Below are 16,393 nucleotides of genomic sequence, written 5' to 3' on the forward strand. Positions count from 1 at the left end.
CAACCGGCACCCCTATCACCGAGAGGGCCGATTCAGTGCTCAACCTATTCGAGATACCTGATGTTGTCCGCCCCGCCCTGCCGTGGATCCACCTGGGCCTCCAAGCCTTAGGCGCAATCCTCGCAGTGGTGGTCGGCGCCTACCTCTGGCGCGCGGCCCGCCGGCGCCCGCTCCCCGACGTCCTCACCATCGTGGCCGCCTCGATCGCAACCGGCGTCTCCGCGGAGGGCATGTGGCGCTTCTCCGGTGACGTGCTCGGCCTCGACGGGCCGCTCCGTCTCCTCCTGTTCGCGTTCATCGAGGTCGCGATCATCACCAGCGCAGTCCGCGCCCGCCGCAACATGCGCGAGAACTTCTCCGCCGGCATCGACGGCATCGCCGTGTGGGCGCTCACCGTCCTGACCGCCGTGCTGTCCAGCATGGACGCGCGCAGCCTGCCCGAGGCCGTGTTCCGGCTCGCCGCGCCGCTCGTCGCGGCCTGGCTGTGGGAGCGCGGCATGGCCATCGAACGCCACCGCATCCGCGGCACCGGCCGCATCAACTGGCGCCTTACCCCCGAGCGGGTGCTGGTCCGGCTCGGTCTGGCGGAGGCCCGTGACCGCACAGCCAGCGAGGTCGACGCCCACCGCCGGCTGACCCGGGTCGCGCTGGCAGCCAAGCGCGTGCACCAGCTCCAGCACGCGGACGCCTCTGACCGCAAGTTTGCCAGGGCCATCAGGAAGCGGGACCGGATGCTCGATCGGGCAGTTGAGCACACCGGCCTCGCCCGCGACCGGGTAATGCAGGTCGCTCTGCTCGACACGGTCACCGCGCTCGGCGGCGGAGACGACCTCACCCGCAAGCTCGGCACCGCGCCGCCGCCGTGGGCGCACCTCGACCACCCTGCGGTCACCGGCCAGGCCCGGCACAGCGAGGCAGTCGAGCTGGCGGCGGCGCTGGACCGGTACACCGCGACCCGGCGCCCGGCCGAGCCGCCCGCGACCGACGACCAGCCCGCGACCGGTCGCGACACCGCGTCAGCCACCCCCGGCGACGGCACCGAACTGCCCCTGCCTCCCATGGCCGGCCGCTCGTGGCGGCTGCCACTGCTGCCCTGGACGCGACAGGCCCGGCGACCGGTCGCAGTTGAACACGGCGACCGCGAGCCGGTCTCGGTTCCGGTCGCCGAGGTGGTCGCGCGGCCAGCCTCTGAAGGGGAGGCGGTCGCGACCGACCCGCGACCGGTCGCCGACCGGAAGATGCCCGATGAGCAGGACAGACGCCGCGCGGTCCGATTCTGGGTCGGCCGGGCCAAGAAGCTGAACCCGCCCTCGAAGCGGGACCTGGCGAAGTGGTCGGGGTTCTCCGAGACGTGGGCGTGGAGCTGTATCCAGGAGGCTCGCCAAAGCATGATCGACGACGGTTGGACGTTCGACGAGAAAGGCGTTCCGCAGCCGCCGCGACCGGTCGCCGATCCGGGCGCGACCAACGGCTCGTCTGCGACCGGTGCGCAGGTGCCATCGTGACCGCGGTCGCGGCGTTCGCCGCAGTCTTCGCCGCGCTGTACGCCGCCCACACGGTGGGCGACCACTGGTACGGCCAAACCCACCGCCAAGCCGTCGGCAAGGGCGCCCGCACCGCCGAGGGGCGGCGGCACTGCCTCGGCCACGTTCTCCTGCTCGCGCTGCACAAGGCGGGTGCGCTCGCCGCGGTGTGCGCCGTGACTGGGCTGCGGCTGCCACTGCTGTGGGTCGCGGCCGGCCTGCTCGTCGACGCCGTCAGCCACTACTGGGCCGACCGTAGGTACACCCTCGCCTGGCTCGCCGAGCGCACCGGCAAGGGCGACTTCTACCAGCTCGGCCAGCCCCGGCCCGGCCGAGACGACGCCCCACACCTGGGCACCGGCGCTTACGCCATGGACCAGTCCTGGCACGTGGCCTGGCTCTTCGTCGCGGCCCTCATCATCGCGGCAGGTGCCAACTGATGAACTGGGCCAACCGGCCCGCCCAGCCTGACCCGCAATTGGTGCGCGGCGACGACGGCGTGGAGCGGGTACACCGCACCGCCGAACTCGCCGTGCCCACCCTGGCCGACATCGAGCCCGCGAGCACCACGGAGCTGCGGCCCGTCTTCCCCGCCTGGCTCACCGACCGGCGCACGGCCGTCGCCACAGTCCGGCTGAAGGCACGCCGGCGCGCCCGAATCGTGGCCTCGCACCTCGTACGGTCCCCGATCTACCTCTGGCGGCTCATCCTCTGGGCGCTCCGCGGAGCCCTGGCGGTGCTCGGCCTCTTGCGCGAGTACGTCAACGCCGAGGAGTACCGCGATGTCGTCTCGCAGGCGAAGGCGCTCGGCGACGTCGACAAGGTCAAGGCGGAGCGCCAGGAGCGCCGCGCGCAGCGCAAGGTGCGGCTGCGCCTAGTCGGCATCGTGCTGCTTGCCGTCGCCTTCGCACTGCGGATGGCCGCCTACACGTGGGGCGCCATCGCCCTTTACCTCACCGCCGCCGCCCTGTTCGTCGTCCTCGTCGTCATGGGACGCCTGAGCATCGAAGAGAAAGCCCCGCCCATCATGGACAAGCCCCAGATCCCCATCCAAGAAGACCTAGCGCCCGAGCATCTCAACGCCGCGTTCCGCGCTGCCGGGTTGCTCAAAGAGAACGCCGCCCTCACCCTCGGATTCGAAGGCATCTGGCGCGACGGCAACGGCTGGGCATGCACCACCGACATGCCCCGCGGCGGAGGCAAGACCGCCGCCGACGCCATCGCCAAGCGCGACGTCCTCGCAGCCGAGCTCGGCGTCGACGAGATCCAGCTCATCATGGACCGCGTCCGCGCCCACGCCGGCGGCCACGGCCGGCGCCTGTCGATCTGGCTGGCCGACGACGACCCATATCTGCTCCAGGGCGAGCCGAAGAACAACTCTCCCCTGATCGGTATCGAGAGGTTCAACCTCTGGGATGGACCGATCCCCTTCGGCCGAGATGCCCGCGGCCGCCGTGTCGACCTGGACATCAAGTGGCAGTCGGTGTTCTTCGGCGGCCTCATGCGCCGAGGCAAGACCTTCACGCAGCGTCTGCTGACCGCGGCCTGTGTGCTTGACCCGTACGTCGACGAGTATCTGGCGGACTTCAAGGGCGGTGCCGACTGGGTGCCGATCCGCCAGGTTGCAGTCCGGTATGTGACCGGCGTCGAGGACGATGCGCTGCTGGCGTTCGACTTGATGCTGGACGCGCTGCTGGCCGAGATGAACCGCCGGTTTGCGCTGCTGCGGGATCTGCCGACGTCGATCTGCCCAGAAGGCAAGCTCACGCCGCAGATCCAGCGCAAGTACAAGCTCAACTGGATCCGGCTCACCGTCGACGAGTTGCAGGAAGCGCTGGTCGCCTACGACAAGGACAAGCGCGAGGAGGTCATCAACAAGCTGGCCCGCATCGCGCGGCGTGGGCCCGCGGCCGGGTTCATCCCCGACTACGCCTCCCAGCGGCCGGACGCCGATTCTGTGCCAGCCAAGCTGCGCGACATCGTAACGTTCCGCGCCTGCACGCAGGTCGGTGACCGGACCTCCTCCGACATGGTGCTCGGTAAGGGAAAGGCCGCGTTGGGAGCGGACGCCTCGGTGCTGTCGGAGGAGCACAAGGGCGTCAACGTGCTGGTCACCGGGCCGACGAACTGGGTCACGGTGATCTGCGACTACCTTGACGGGCCTGCGTTCTTGGAGATCTGCCTGCGCGGGCGCCGACTTCGCGAGGAGGCCGGCACTCTGAAGGGCGAGGCGGCCGGGGACGTGCTCGCGCTGGCCGAGGCTGCCGGGCAGACGATCCCTCCGGTGCTGAACGACGTGCTTACCGTCATGCGCCACTCCGACCGCATGCACACGCACGTGATCCTCACCGCCTTGGAGAACCTCGATCCGGAGGCGTACGGGGACTGGGATGCCGACCGGCTCGCGGCCGAGCTGGCGGCCGCGGGTGTGGACCGGAGCGGTCGGCAGGTGAAGGTCGACGGCGAGAACCGGAGCGGCTACAGGCGGGCGGACCTCGAGGCCGCGGTGCCCGCGACGCTGTGGCAGGAGCTGCCGCAGTGAGCCCCGTAACGGCCCTGGAGCGGGCGCCGCCGCACCCCGCTACCTCCCGTTACCTGCCTGCTCAGTGACCGCTACCGGGCCTGCTACGCCGGTAGCGCCCTCCCGCTACTTGATCGAGATCGGTAGCGGCCTCCGAACACCGTTCGGATCTCGTGTCGGGTAGCGCCCCCTCCCGCTACCCGGTAGCCCCCGACTCTCTTGGAGATGACCATGGCCAAGACTCCGGCCCGGAAGCCGGCGGCGAAGAAGAAGGCGGCAAGGAACCGCCGCAAGATCGTCAAGGTGTCCGTCAAGTTCGGGCTCTTCCGCTGCTCGCGCTGCCGCCGCAACTACAACATCCCGTGGCGGCACGTGTGCATGATCGGGTTCACCTCGGCCGAGGCCCGCCGTGCTCAGCGCCTCGCGGCCCAAGCACGCAAGGCCAAGAAGCCATGAGCGACGTCGAGTACGGGGCGCTCTGGTTCGCCCTCATCGTCGCTGCGGTGATCCTCATCGTCTTCTACGACCGGTTACGCCACCGGATGAGGGCGTGCCGCAGGTGCACCCACGGCCGGATCTACAGCCCGTTCTCGGACCGATGGCGGGTCTGCCACGCATGCGACGGGACCGGCGTTCGCGTCGCCGGCCGGAAGTGACAGGAGGAATTTCGTGCAATCCAGAAGCAGCGGCATCGGATGGTTACTCGTCTTCGGCATGGCGATCATGGGTCTCGCCGCGATGCCCGAGGACCCGCCTTCAACGCCGGCCCCCGCCACGCACCAATCCGTCCAGCCGGAGAAGCCCGAATCGTCCATCGAGCCGCCAGCCACCACATGCGACGGCGATGTCTGCTGGTGGACAGATCTTGGAAGACCCGACAAGTAGCCGGCGGCCGCCCCGGCCATCCTCGAGGGCCGGGGCACACCGCCCTTTCTCGGGGTCGTCTCAGGCTCGCGTCAACGCCCGCAGCTCCTGCGCAGCAGGGAGGGCCGCCGCACTTGCCGGCACAGCGTCAGCGATCTTTCCTACGATCAGGCGCCGCTGCGGAGTAAGCTGCGGCACTCCCTTGGCGATCTCCACAGCTCGGCTCACGCCCTCATCGACATCGCCATCGTGGATCTGCACCAACGCCTGGATCAACCGCAGGTTGCCGCCGGCCAGTCCGCGAGGGAGGTTGGCGAGGGCCTGGTCCACGGCGCGCCGTGCTTCCGCCTTGTCGCCGAGGAATGCGTACACGAGAGCGGTGGTGCGCAGAACGGACGCCTCGGGGTAGCTCGTGCCGATGGAGCAGCCGAGCGCCCGCTCGGAAGTGGCGTGATCCGGGAGTTGTTCATAGCAATCCAGCAGATCGTGCAGCGCAGCCCTGGCGTCGTCCCGCGCGCCCTGGGCTGCCAGGAGCTTCGCGCGCACCTCGTACGCATACGCCAGGCCCACGCTGGCAGCACCGGTGGCGTCGCGTATGGCGCCGGCCACCATGTTGGAGACGATCGGCGAGGGCGTGGCCTGCCAGAACGCCGCATCTGCCTCTCTGGCGCGCACCCACACGGACAGGCTCTGGTCCCTGGCCGCGTCGGCGGCGCGTCGTGCAGTCCTCGACGATAGTCGGGCCGCTCGCTGCTGGCCCGCGTCGCTCCAGTCCGTGGCCATCAATGCGGACAGGCGAGCGCACACCTGATGGAGGCCAGCCTGAACGGGGGGGCGTGAGCGGTTGAGCAGGCCGGTGACCTCGACGAGATCGGCCGCGAGGTCGGACACCATCGCGCCGGGGGGCTGCGAGTAGTAGAGCTGACCGTATTCCCAGACGGTGCGCTCCCATTCGTCAAGGTCGAATTCATCCCGGATGCCCAGACTGCGTTCCACGCCAGCCAGGGCGGCTTCTAGGCTGCCCGCTGGGATCGTCGCTCCGGCGGCCAACGCCCCGAGCAGCTTCATCGCAGCACGACGTTGCATATCGTCATCCTCGTCCCATCTTGAGGGATTTCGGTTGCCGAGCCTATCTTCGCCTACTCCGGCCAGTCCGGCGATGCTGGAATGAACGACCGATATGCCGTCGGCGCTCAGCGGTGGTCGAGGCGCGACGTGTTCGCGCAGATGGTTGATCTCCCGATCCGTCTGCTGCATGCGGCCGGCCAAGGCGTGTAGGGCGATGAGGATCCCGCTGGCGTCGGTCTCTGTGTCCAGGCGTTCTGCCGCGTCGGCCTGAGGATGGGCTACCCCACGTTCCCATTTGGAAAGGTCGCCGTTGTCGACGTAGGCGGCTTTGGCCAGTTCGCGCTGCGTCAGCCCTCGGAGTTCGCGCCAGTGGCGAAGTTCGGCGCCGAAGAGGTGCCAGGGTGAAGCGCCCGGTTCGAGGGCGTCGGAGGCGCGCGGCATCGTGCTCTCCCGGTTTGCTGGAGGATGCTGGAATTCCGCTTTCCAGCGTCCGCCATCTTGGATGTTTTCCCCGAGTCCTTTCACTATGACATTGCGCTCGGTCATGGAAGCGCGAAATCGGCAAGGACAATACCCCCTGATCAGAGAGGGTTCTTGATCGTGGATGCGGGCGTGAACGGCGTGCTGACCGACGACGAGTTGGCGGCGGTCCTCGAAACGAGCGCGCAACTGCCCCCAGACCTGAAACCTCGCCAGCTCGATGTTCTCCGCACCACATATCCGGGCTGGGAGATCTGGTACGGCTACGACTCGTCGGGATGCCTGTGGTGGGTCGCCGATCTACGTCGCCCGCTCACCACGGCCATGCAGGCGGCCGGCGTCCTTGCACGGGTTCAGGGCCGTGACCCCATCGAGCTCGCGTCTGCGCTGGCCTGGCAGGTGTCCTACCTGTTCAGGAGTCAGGCGGGCACGCCATTCTCCCAGCCCCCCGGCCCGCCGCGGTGATGAAAGGTGCGGATCCCGCGGCGGGCCGGGCGGTGGCCCCGCGCCAACCCCGCCCCACATCTGACCCAGACGGGGTCCTCCGAGTGCGGGGCCACCATCCACCAGCTTCCCGAGAGAGTAGAAAGGGGCCCCACATGACCATCGCACCCCCCGAGCCTGACCTCGGCTTCCTCTGGCTCGAGCTCACTGGCCGCTGCCAGCTCGAATGCGTCCACTGCTACGCCGACTCCGGTCCGAGCGGCACCGACGGCAGCATGGGCTACGACGACTGGATCCGGGTCGTCGACCAGGCCGCCGCCCTCGGCACGCGCCTCGTGCAGACGATCGGTGGCGAGCCCACCCTGTATGCCGGACTCCCCGGGCTGGTCGCGCACGCCCTCGCCAGAGGCGTCGAGGTGGAGGTGTACACGAACCTCGTACACGTCACCCCCGCCATGTGGGAAACGTTCGCCCAGCCCGGCGTCCGGCTCGCCACCAGTTACTACACCGACGACCCCGCGCAGCACCGGCAGATCACCGGCCGCAAGACCCTGCACCGCACCCGTACCAACATCAGTCAGGCGCTGGCGATGGGCATCCCGCTCCGCGTAGGCCTGATCGACCTCGGCGACGGACAACGCATCAAGCAGGCCCAGGCCCAGCTTGCCCAACTCGGCGTCACCAACGTCGGCCTCGACCGGATGCGGCTCCTCGGCCGGCCCGCCCGGCGCGCCTGCGATGCCTCCGAGCTGTGCGGCAGGTGCGGAGACGGCAAAGTCGCCGTTCTCCCGGACGGCACCGTCGCGCCCTGCCCCCTCGCAAGGTGGCTTTCCGCTGGCGACATCCGTACCGACTCGCTAGCGTCCCTAGCAGAGCAGGCGCACCAGACGGCCAGGCACGTGATCCGCCCAGCACAGCCCGACGCGTGCCGGCCACCGTGCGAACCGCAGTGCCACCCAGGCCAGGACCAGTGCCCGCCGGAGAAGGACGGCTGCGTCCCGCAGACGAGATGCAACCCCAACGAGTCGTGTAAGCCGAAAAACCCGTGCAAGCCCGATGTCACACCGCCGAAGAGGTGATCATGCCAGGCGACACCACATGGTACGAGGCCCGCACGCAGCAGCTGGCCAGCTACCTGATCGACGCAAGCGTGCTCGACCCGGCCGACCGCGACAGCCGCATATGGCTGGATGCGCTGCGCGAGGTGCCTCGTCACCTCTTCATACCGCCTCGCGCGTGGGCGGAGCCGCAGGACGACCGGCCCAGCCAGCTGATTGACCGCGGCGCCGACCCCGATGCCTGGTGGGACGCCGTTTACTCCAACTGCGCGATCATCACGCAGCGCGGCGACGGCGGCGCGGATGTGGCCGACAGGCGCGCGCATCTCACTTCCTCGAACTCGTCGCCGCACGTGGTGATGGAGTTCTTGCGCCTGCTGGAGCTGGACTCCCATCAACGGGTCTTGGAGGTCGGCACCGGCACGGGGTGGACAGCGGCGATGCTGGCGTGGCGGTTGGGCGATGACCAGGTCGCCACGATCGAGGTGGATGAGGCTGTCGCCGCGGTGGCCGCCGAGAATCTCAAGGCGGCTGGCATGGCTCCGGCCACGCTGGTGGGCGGCGGTGAGCTCGGCGTGCCGGAGCGGGCCCCGTTCGATCGGGTCCATGTCACGTGTGGCGTGCGCCATGTGCCGTACGAGTGGGTGGAGCAGACCCGGCCGGGCGGCTCGATTGTGATGCCGTACATGCTGCCGCATGGTCAGTGGGGTGAGCAGCTGCGCCTGGATGTGCTCGACGACGGCACCGCCGTGGGCAGTTTCCATGGCGGCTGTGGGTTCATGATGCTGCGCTCCCAGCGCAGGGACAGTTGGCCGCCGTACTCGGAGGATGGCGTCGAGGGCACGACGCGGGTGGATCCGCGGGCGGCGTGGGCGGCTCTCAATCAGGGGTTCGGGCTGAACTTGGCCGCCGCCGCGCCGCACATCGCGATCAGTACGGCCGGTTGGGAGCAGCAGGACGACGACTGGACGTGGGTCATGCGGCTGCGGGACCTGCGCGGGGACGGCTGGGCGATCGCGACCTTCCGCCCGGGCGAGGAAACGCACGTTGTCCAGAGTGGCGACCGCCAGCTGTGGACGGCTCTGGAGGCCGCGTTCATGGAGTGGCTGCGGGCCGGGCGGCCGGGTCGCGGCGAGTACCGGATGATCGTGACGCCGGGCGGCCAGGACGTATGGCTGCCCTGAAGCTCTGCGCCCGAACGCACGAAGACGCCCCCGCCCTCCCGAAGGAGGAGCGGGGGCGTTCCGTCCCAGGCGTCGTCAGGACGCTACGCCGGCTATTCCCGCCTGGCAACAGCGTGACCAGCTATCTCGGCTCCACCCGGCCCTGAACGACTAGCGGCCGCCCGTAGTTGTCCCGCGGGTCGGACACCGGCGTGACCTTCCTCTGGCTGCTGAACCACGCCCACGCGAAGAGCGCGGCGTCGAAGAGCTGCTCGACACCCGTCTCGGTCAGCTCCCACTCCGGCGGGATCCAACCCAGCGCGATACCGAGCCGAGCCAGGCCCATCAGGACCAGGGCGACCGCACCACGCACCATCAACGGATAGCGCACGGCGAACGGGGTCCGATCGGAAATGTGCGTCACTGTCCCTCCTCGGGGGACGGCCCTCGGACGAGGGCGGAAAACAGGAACCTGGGCGGAGTCGCCGCAGGTAGGTGGCCCGTACCGTCCCCTGATGAGGTACAGCCGGGCCAAGTCATCGAGCATCAGGCGGTCCAGCTGACGCTGAGCCCGAGCGCATGGCGGACGCCGTCGTAGCGCTCGTTGGCGTCGCTCGTGCGCTGGATCTGGAAGTCGATCGGTAGTCCGGTACGCGTGCGGCCGAGCTCGGAGATGGCCGCGCACAGCAGCGCCCATCGATTGTCCAGGCGGCCAGGTGCCGGTGCGTGGAACTGCGGGAACAGGGCGTCGAACTCGTCGTCGGGCAGCATCAGCCGCACATCCACGTCCCGCCACGTCTTGCCGCGCGCGGCCGACCCGACGAGATAGGGCAGGTGCCCGAAAGCCTGCTCGACCTCGCGAGCGAACGCGTCGAGATGCAGTAGGGCGGGCATGCCCACACCGGCGCTCACGTTGCCGCCGGCGGCCGCCAGGACCACGTCATCTCCCACGTGGCCCGGTCCACCTCGCCCGTGTCCGGCAGGCCAGTCGCCCGCTGATAGCCGCGGCACACCGTCCGGGAGTCCGGCCCGTACCAGCCGTCGACGTCGATGTCCCAACCGCGCTTGGACATCTTGGCCTGCCACGTCTTCACGTCGTCGCCGCGCTGCATCGGATCCGCCACGGCCAGCGTGCGACCAGGCCACTGCGGAACGCCGTCCCTCACCACCACCTTCGGCGGCGCGGGCTCCTCCTCGTCGCCGCGGACCAGGTCCATGAAGTCGTCCCACGGAAACGCGGTGCCCGGGTCGGTGTGGTCGGTCTGGCCGAACGCGCGGGAGACGTCGACATGGCCGCAGATGCCGCGCTTCCCGCCCTTCACCTCGGCCGCGGACAGGCGGCGCAGGGGAACGTCCCAGCGGGCAGCGATCTGCCGGACCAGGACGGCCGCGCGCTTGAGCATCGCCACGTGGTTGTCGTCCCGCCAGCGCGACGCCGGGCCTTTCTGCGGGTCGCACAGCTCCACACCGATGCTGTCGGTGTTGGGAGGCGCATGGTAGGCGACGGTGCCCTCGCGTACGCAGGCGATCGTCTCACCCGGGTCCACGATGTAGTGGGCGCTGCCGCCAGCCCTGTCCGACCGGAAGTAGCGGGCGACGTTGCGCGCGCCGCCATCGACGCAGGGCGACACGGTGCCGTGGATGACGATCCTGGTCACTCGGTTCTGGGCGCCGCCGTGCTTGGCGGCCTGTACGAACTTCAACGTTCCTCCTGTCCGTGTTCGGCCTCGGCGAGGCGCTGGCGAGCGATGTCGGCGTAGTGCTCGGTCAGCTCCACGCCGACGAACGAGCGGCCCTCGGCGAGGGCCGCCACGCCGGTGGAGCCGGATCCGGCGAACGGGTCGAGCACCGTCCCGCCAGCCGGGCAGATGCGCATGAGCTCGCGCAGTACGCTGACGGGCTTCTGCGTGATGTGCTGGCGCTCGCGGCCGCGGGGCTGAGAGCCCTCCACCAGGCCCGGCAAGTAGATCGGTGTGTCGTGCCGAACCGGAGCACCGTGGCTGCCCCACAGGATGTACTCGCACTCGCGGCGGAAGCCGTCGCGCTGCGGCCGGCTGATGGGCTTGCGCCACGGGATGATGCCGCGCCAGGTCCACCCGGCCGCCTGCAGCGCGTCGGAGGTGGCAGCTGTCTGGCGCCAGTCGCAAAACACCAAGCAGGAGGAGCCGGGCCGGGATAGGCGCAGTGCCTCGGCAAGTATCAGGGTCAGCCAGTACGTGTAGCCACGCTGGTCCCGATTGTCGCCGGCGAAGTCGGCCAGGGCGTGCCCGGCGTCGCTGGAGACGTACTTGTCGCGAGCGGTCTGCTGGGCTCGTTCGCTGCTCGTCCTGCCGCCGGAGTTGTACGGCGGGTCGGCTAGGACCAGGTCGATGGAGTTGTCGGGCAGGGTGGGCAGGATGGCGAGTGCGTCGCCGTGGTGGATGGTCCAGGACACTGGGTCTCCCCTTCGGGTCGCGTACACCCGCGGGCGGGTGAGCGAGTCGAGGTGAGGGGGTTGAACCCGGGGGGTCCTGGCCCCAGCTACCCCCCGGTCGAGCTGGGGCCAGGAGCCTGGTGGCGGTGGTCAGTCGCCAAGGGGAAGGTCAGCGGTGAGATCTACGGATCCGTGTGCTGCGTGAGGTGTGCCGCCATGGAGTCCTCCACGCGGATCACCCGCTGCTGGATGTCCTCCACACGGTGGGAGAGCCCGTTGGAGACGATCGCCTTCACGGCGCTGGTCTCCGTCTCCACCGCGGCGAGGCGTTCAGGGAAGCCCGGGCGCCGCTCCACGCCGGGGCTGGCCTCGACGCCGAACCAGTCATCCAAGAATCGAGACACACGGCGGAACATCCGCCACCCCCAGCGCAATGGTCGAAACACGAGGTAGACAACTGCGGCCACCCCGGCAGCGAGGGCTGCGAGTGCGGCGGCCAGGTCGAGCAGGAAGTTCCCGGTGGTCAATCACGGCTCCTTGCGGGGCTCGTACGGCCGCAGCCGTGGTGGTCAAGGGGTGCCGCCTCGCGCGCATCCTCCGATTGGCGAGGCGGCACGCTACGGGTGTCCGGATCTGGACACGTGATCTAGGTAAACCGGACGCATGCTTGGAACGTCCCACAGCGTCCCCGTCATCTATCAGGAGCCGCCCTATGGGTTACCCGCCCCAGCCGTCACAGGATCCATACGGGCAGCACTACCACTCCGGGCCGCAGTCGTCCCCGCCGTACCAGCCGCAGCCCTACAGCCAGCCCACCCACGGCGGCGGCGGGTACGAGCAGCCACCGCCAGCGCCCAAAACGAACGGGCTCGCCATCGCCAGCCTGATCCTCGGCATCACTGGGTTTATCACCTGCGGATTCACGAGCATCCTCGCCATCGTCTTCGGGCACGTCGCACTCAACCAGATCCGCCGCGACGGCACCGACGGGCGAGGCATGGCGTTGTCCGGTACGATCCTCGGCTGGTTCCTCACCGGCGCCTGGCTGCTCTTCTGGGCACTGTCCTGGACGGGCGTCATCTCGTCGTTCATCTACGCGGCGAACGTGACGCCGCCGCCTGGGCCGGCCCGGAGTCGGCTCGATGTCGGCACGCAGCCGGGCCAATCCAGCGCACCGGCCGCGAGCGGCGAGCACAAGGTGACGCTTGAGGCGGTCGGCACGGACGGCGCCACCTCCGCAGGGAACATCACCTACAGCCAGGACTTCCGCATCTCACAGGAGCGTGGCGTACCGCTGCCCTACGTGAAGGAACTCGCTTACGACGGCGGGCAGCCGCACCTGTACCTGTGGGTGCAGAACGCCGGCGACAAGGGCACGATCACATGCCGGATCAAGATCGACGGTCAGGTGGTACGCGAGGCCAAGATCGACTCGCCGTTCGGGGTGTGCACGGTGACGGCGGACAAGCCCTGATCCTCGCCGCCGCCGCGCAGCTGCTCGAGCTCGGCGGCGAGCCGGTCACGCTCTGCCGTCAGCTGCTCAACGTGGGCCCACAGCATCGCGTTCTCGTCCAGCGCGTTGTTGCGCTGCCGCTGAGTAACGGCCAGCGTGGCGGCGATCGATACGGGCGTGTTCTGCCCAGGCTGCTCAGACATTCGGCTCCTTGATCGTGTAGTAGCGGTACGGGCCGCTGCCGTGGATATCCACATCTGCGCGGAGCGGCTCGACCAGCAGAGGCGGCACGTCCTTCCGGATGGCCTTCACGAGCCAGAACACGCGGCGTCCGGGCGTGCCAGAGATCGTGAAGCGGCCGTCGACCGGGTACGTCGCGGACACGCCGTCCGGCACATCCCGACAGCTAAGGAAGACCGCCCGCCCCTCCGGCGACGTGAGGTCCTCGAAGTAGGCCGGCAGCTCCACATCCACGATCCCGTCCTCATCGAGCTCCACCTCGCCCCAGTACTCCACGCCGTTGTACGGGCTCTCGGTGGTCGCGTGGACCAGGTACCGGCCGGGATCGGACGGGTGGTCGATGATGAACGTCTTGACGACGGTGTTCGTGTCGTTGCGGACGAACTGGATGTTGCTGCCGTTCCAGAAGGAGCGGAACATCCCGTTGCCAGGACCAGACTGCACCTCCCAGTTGAACGCGCCTCCAGGGCTGGTGGCTCCCGTGCCAATGATGAACACACGCCCGTCAGCCACACAGGTTATGCCGGAGATGGTGCCACTCCCGACGTAGTCTGCCAGGCCCACAAAATTGCTGTCGGTTGGGTTGCAGCTAACGACATATTTTCTGCCGCTGATTGGCGCCGACTGAATCTGCAGGACGTTATCGCCGCCGAGGGTCGCGGAGTGGATGTAATGGTACGTGAACTCATCCTCGTAAAACCGGATCTCGGGCTCAATGGCGAAATCGGGGTTGATCACGAGCCTTTTCGCCACGCCGCTTGTGGTGCTTGTGAGCCGCCCAACGATGTTGACGTCGCCAGAGGCGGAAGCGAGGCTGAAAGTCTGCGCGCCCGAACTGTTGTAGCCTCGCAGGCCGTTCTGATCAAGCTCGATACGCGCTCCTGTCGCACCAGAGCGCAGAGTGAAAAGGCCATTCGTATTTAACGAAACGGTCTGCGTGCCGCCCGAATTGAAGAGAGACAGACCGCTGGCACTGGACAGATCGATTCGGGCTCCGCTGGCCGCTGACCTTAACGTAAACGAGCCCGCGGACGACAGGTTGCCGATCTCAGTCGACCCGTTGAACACCCGCAGGCCCGCGCTGTCGAGCTGTACCCGGGAGCCAGACGCCGCCGATCGCAGCGTGAACGAACCGGTGTTGGACAGCGTCACCAGCTCGTTGTTGCCGCTGTCGTAGCCATGCAGTCCGGTTTCGTTGAGCTCCACCCTCTGGCCGCTCGAGGCGGTTCTGATGCTGGCACCCAACAGCCAGTTCGCCGAGACCGTCCCAGCCGCCACCTTGTCGACCGTCAGCGACGTGATATGCGAGTCGTCGATCAGCAGGGCCGTCACGCCCGCCGCCGCTGACGGCGCGCTGCGGTTGCCTGCAGTATCGACCGCGATCACTTTGACCTGGCGCAGGGTGGTGTCGCTCTCGGGGACGGTGCCGACCGCGGCGATCTCGGCCTGCATCATCCCCGCATTGGCCGCGATCTTGCCGCGCAGCGTGGTCTCGTCAGGGGTGAAACCAGCGGTTGAGCCGACGTGGACCTCGAGGTGATCGAGGTCCAACTCGAGATTCCATTCGCCCCCGGAGGCTTGACCGAGGGTGTGCGATACCTGGATGGCGATCAACGACGCGGCCACCGCCGGCGCGGCCGGCGTCGACGGCGGTATCGTGTCAGCGCTCGCGGTCGCAGTCTCGATAATCGACCACTCGCCCTGATGATTGCTGGAGTCGACCGCGCGAATCCTGAAGTCGTAGACCACGCCGGGAGACAAGTCCCAGATCATCGCCTGCAGGCTGCCCCACGGCGCATAGGCCGTCTGCCACTCGGCGGCCGGGGACACCCCGAATTGGACCTCGTAGTGGTCGCCGTCGAGGATCGTCGAGGAGTCCGAGTTAAGTGGCAGCAGCCACGACACCAGCATTTTCGCCCGGGTTGTGCCATCCGTCGCCTCATACACACCAGACTCGAAAGGCAGATCCCAGCTCACGACGCCGGGGATCGTGCTGTCCGGAATCGGACGCGGCCCGACGGGCTCCGTACCGCCGCTCGACAGGGCCCGGAGCAGGTCGCCGACATCAATCGTCGTCTCCCCGCCCTCCCAGTCCACGAAGGGGGTGAGGTCGTGCCAGCCGCCAGTGAGGTCCCGGTAGGCGACTGTCATGCCTTCTCGGATTGGCCAGCTTGCGCCAGCCATTCTCAGCTTGACGGGATTGATGCGTTCGCCTCTGAAGACGATCTCGTTGTCCGGGTCCACCAGGTCGGTGTCCGGGTCGAACACCCAAGCCCAGTCGCCCACGCTGAAGGCCCCGACCACGTCGTAGTCGTCCGTGGTCAGGCGCATCGCGTTGCGGGTGGAGACGAACTTGCTCAACTGGACCTCGGCGCGAGTCTGCGCATTCCCCGGCGCCGTCGTGCTCTCGCTGATCACTCGCGTCCGCTTGATCGGCTGGCCGCGCAGGTCCTTGTACGGGTTGTTGGGGTTGTTGGCCGCGCCGGTGACGATCGCGTCGCCCTCGCCCTCGGCTAGGAGCACGAGGCGAGATGTCCAGTCGTCGACGTCCTGGGCGACGCCCATGTCACCACGTAGGCCGTGCATCGTCAGGTCATCGCCGTCGGTATGCCGATTCGGCCTGCGCCGGACGATCACCGTGTCAGGGATTTCGTTGTACAGGTCGGTCGCCAGGCCCCCGTCAAGCCGGCAATCGCCCGTCACCCTCCACTCGGCGCCCATCGTCGAGCAGATGTAGTCCACGGCCTTGCGCTTGGACTGCCAGACGTGGCGGCCCTTGTACGTGCCCGGCACCGAGTACAGCGTGCCCTCGACGACGGCCGTGCCGCTCCCCAGGATGGCCCTGATCGCGTCGGCGAAGGTCAAGTTGTTGATCTGGACGGGCGCCTCCAGGATGTCGCCCTTGTCGTCCGCGTCGCCGAGCCAGACGGCCGTGGACTGGCCGTCGATGGTCTTGCGGATGTGGTCAACATCCTTGCCGGTGAGCACGCCCACGTAGCGCGCCATCGTGAGCAGCTGGTCGCCGTACTCCAGGGGGTTCAGCCTGCCCGGGATGAACGCCAGGTGTCCGAAGTACTGCAGCTGATCGAGGATGGCGCGGGGCGTCTCCTCGAGGAGCGTGAGCTTCCACGAGCCGAGCCCCATCAAGACTTCGGTGACCGGCACC

General features: G+C 68.5%; 17 protein-coding genes. 9 read left to right on the top strand and 8 right to left on the bottom strand.

Translation table 11 applies throughout. From position 1 onward, the window contains the following. Positions 1-128 precede the first annotated feature (128 nt). The 5 genes from ACTWQA_RS21540 (at position 129) to ACTWQA_RS21560 (ending at position 4,700) form a co-directional block, all read left to right on the top strand. Complete coding sequence (locus ACTWQA_RS21540) at positions 129-1,505, top strand: hypothetical protein (protein ID WP_443160942.1); 1,377 nt, start codon at positions 129-131, stop codon at positions 1,503-1,505. Then, entirely contained in the window at positions 1,502-1,963 is a 462-nt protein-coding gene (locus ACTWQA_RS21545; protein ID WP_443160943.1) for a transcriptional regulator, read from the top strand. The genes ACTWQA_RS21540 and ACTWQA_RS21545 overlap by 4 nt, the downstream gene beginning before the upstream one ends. After that, the gene (locus tag ACTWQA_RS21550; RefSeq protein ID WP_443160944.1) at positions 1,963-4,065 is read left to right on the top strand and encodes a hypothetical protein; all 2,103 of its coding nucleotides are present in this window, start codon (positions 1,963-1,965) and stop codon (positions 4,063-4,065) included. Before ACTWQA_RS21545 ends, ACTWQA_RS21550 begins: the two co-directional genes overlap by 1 nt. A gap of 210 nt (positions 4,066-4,275) precedes the next feature. Beyond that, positions 4,276-4,500 carry a hypothetical protein gene (locus tag ACTWQA_RS21555; protein WP_443160945.1) on the top strand — a complete coding sequence of 75 codons (225 nt, stop codon included), beginning with the start codon at positions 4,276-4,278 and terminating at the stop codon, positions 4,498-4,500. Then, positions 4,497-4,700 carry a hypothetical protein gene (locus tag ACTWQA_RS21560; RefSeq protein ID WP_443160946.1) on the top strand — a complete coding sequence of 68 codons (204 nt, stop codon included), beginning with the start codon at positions 4,497-4,499 and terminating at the stop codon, positions 4,698-4,700. The genes ACTWQA_RS21555 and ACTWQA_RS21560 overlap by 4 nt, the downstream gene beginning before the upstream one ends. A gap of 289 nt (positions 4,701-4,989) precedes the next feature. Here ACTWQA_RS21560 and ACTWQA_RS21565 read toward each other — a convergent pair whose 3' ends face one another. Then, positions 4,990-6,522, bottom strand: coding sequence for a helix-turn-helix domain-containing protein (locus ACTWQA_RS21565; RefSeq protein WP_443160947.1), 1,533 nt, complete (start codon positions 6,520-6,522; stop codon positions 4,990-4,992). A gap of 54 nt (positions 6,523-6,576) precedes the next feature. Here ACTWQA_RS21565 and ACTWQA_RS21570 point away from each other — a divergent pair, with 54 nt between their 5' ends. The 3 genes from ACTWQA_RS21570 (at position 6,577) to ACTWQA_RS21580 (ending at position 9,142) form a co-directional block, all read left to right on the top strand. Further along, entirely contained in the window at positions 6,577-6,921 is a 345-nt protein-coding gene (locus ACTWQA_RS21570) for a hypothetical protein (protein ID WP_443160948.1), read from the top strand. Positions 6,922-7,055: 134 nt separating this feature from the next. Beyond that, positions 7,056-7,979: a radical SAM protein gene (locus ACTWQA_RS21575; protein WP_443160949.1), complete on the top strand. Its 924-nt coding sequence runs from the start codon at positions 7,056-7,058 to the stop codon at positions 7,977-7,979. Positions 7,980-7,981: 2 nt separating this feature from the next. Further along, the gene (locus ACTWQA_RS21580) at positions 7,982-9,142 is read left to right on the top strand and encodes a protein-L-isoaspartate O-methyltransferase family protein (protein ID WP_443160950.1); all 1,161 of its coding nucleotides are present in this window, start codon (positions 7,982-7,984) and stop codon (positions 9,140-9,142) included. A gap of 121 nt (positions 9,143-9,263) precedes the next feature. Here the strand turns inward: ACTWQA_RS21580 and ACTWQA_RS21585 are convergent, their stop codons facing one another. From ACTWQA_RS21585 to ACTWQA_RS21605, 5 genes are all read right to left on the bottom strand, one after another. Continuing rightward, on the bottom strand, positions 9,264-9,545 hold the full coding sequence (locus tag ACTWQA_RS21585; protein ID WP_443160951.1) for a hypothetical protein: 282 nt from the start codon (positions 9,543-9,545) through the stop codon (positions 9,264-9,266). A 122-nt stretch (positions 9,546-9,667) separates the two neighbouring features. Further along, positions 9,668-10,072, bottom strand: a complete 405-nt coding sequence (locus ACTWQA_RS21590) for a hypothetical protein (RefSeq protein ID WP_443160952.1) — start codon at positions 10,070-10,072, stop codon at positions 9,668-9,670. Further along, positions 10,030-10,824: a peptidoglycan recognition protein family protein gene (locus tag ACTWQA_RS21595; protein ID WP_443160953.1), complete on the bottom strand. Its 795-nt coding sequence runs from the start codon at positions 10,822-10,824 to the stop codon at positions 10,030-10,032. Before ACTWQA_RS21595 ends, ACTWQA_RS21590 begins: the two co-directional genes overlap by 43 nt. Further along, a complete protein-coding gene (locus tag ACTWQA_RS21600; RefSeq protein ID WP_443160954.1) occupies positions 10,821-11,555 on the bottom strand; it encodes a DNA-methyltransferase in 735 nt (244 codons plus the stop codon). Before ACTWQA_RS21600 ends, ACTWQA_RS21595 begins: the two co-directional genes overlap by 4 nt. Positions 11,556-11,716: 161 nt before the next feature. Next, positions 11,717-12,061, bottom strand: coding sequence for a hypothetical protein (locus tag ACTWQA_RS21605; protein WP_443160955.1), 345 nt, complete (start codon positions 12,059-12,061; stop codon positions 11,717-11,719). 185 nt (positions 12,062-12,246) lie between these two features. On the opposite strand from ACTWQA_RS21605, the gene ACTWQA_RS21610 reads away from it, so the two are divergent. Next, entirely contained in the window at positions 12,247-13,008 is a 762-nt protein-coding gene (locus ACTWQA_RS21610) for a DUF4190 domain-containing protein (RefSeq protein ID WP_443160956.1), read from the top strand. On the opposite strand, the gene ACTWQA_RS21615 is transcribed toward ACTWQA_RS21610, so the two are convergent. Together ACTWQA_RS21615 and ACTWQA_RS21620 are read right to left on the bottom strand one after the other, a co-directional pair. Beyond that, positions 12,939-13,190 (bottom strand): hypothetical protein, encoded by a 252-nt coding sequence (locus ACTWQA_RS21615; RefSeq protein WP_443160957.1) that lies wholly within the window; start codon positions 13,188-13,190, stop codon positions 12,939-12,941. The two genes, ACTWQA_RS21610 and ACTWQA_RS21615, sit on opposite strands and share 70 nt — an antisense overlap. Next, positions 13,183-16,392: a hypothetical protein gene (locus ACTWQA_RS21620; RefSeq protein ID WP_443160958.1), complete on the bottom strand. Its 3,210-nt coding sequence runs from the start codon at positions 16,390-16,392 to the stop codon at positions 13,183-13,185. Before ACTWQA_RS21620 ends, ACTWQA_RS21615 begins: the two co-directional genes overlap by 8 nt. Position 16,393: the final 1 nt, after the last annotated feature.

It is taken from the genome of Nonomuraea sp. 10N515B (assembly GCF_052245915.1).
In the GTDB taxonomy this organism is placed as follows: Bacteria; Actinomycetota; Actinomycetes; order Streptosporangiales; family Streptosporangiaceae; genus Nonomuraea.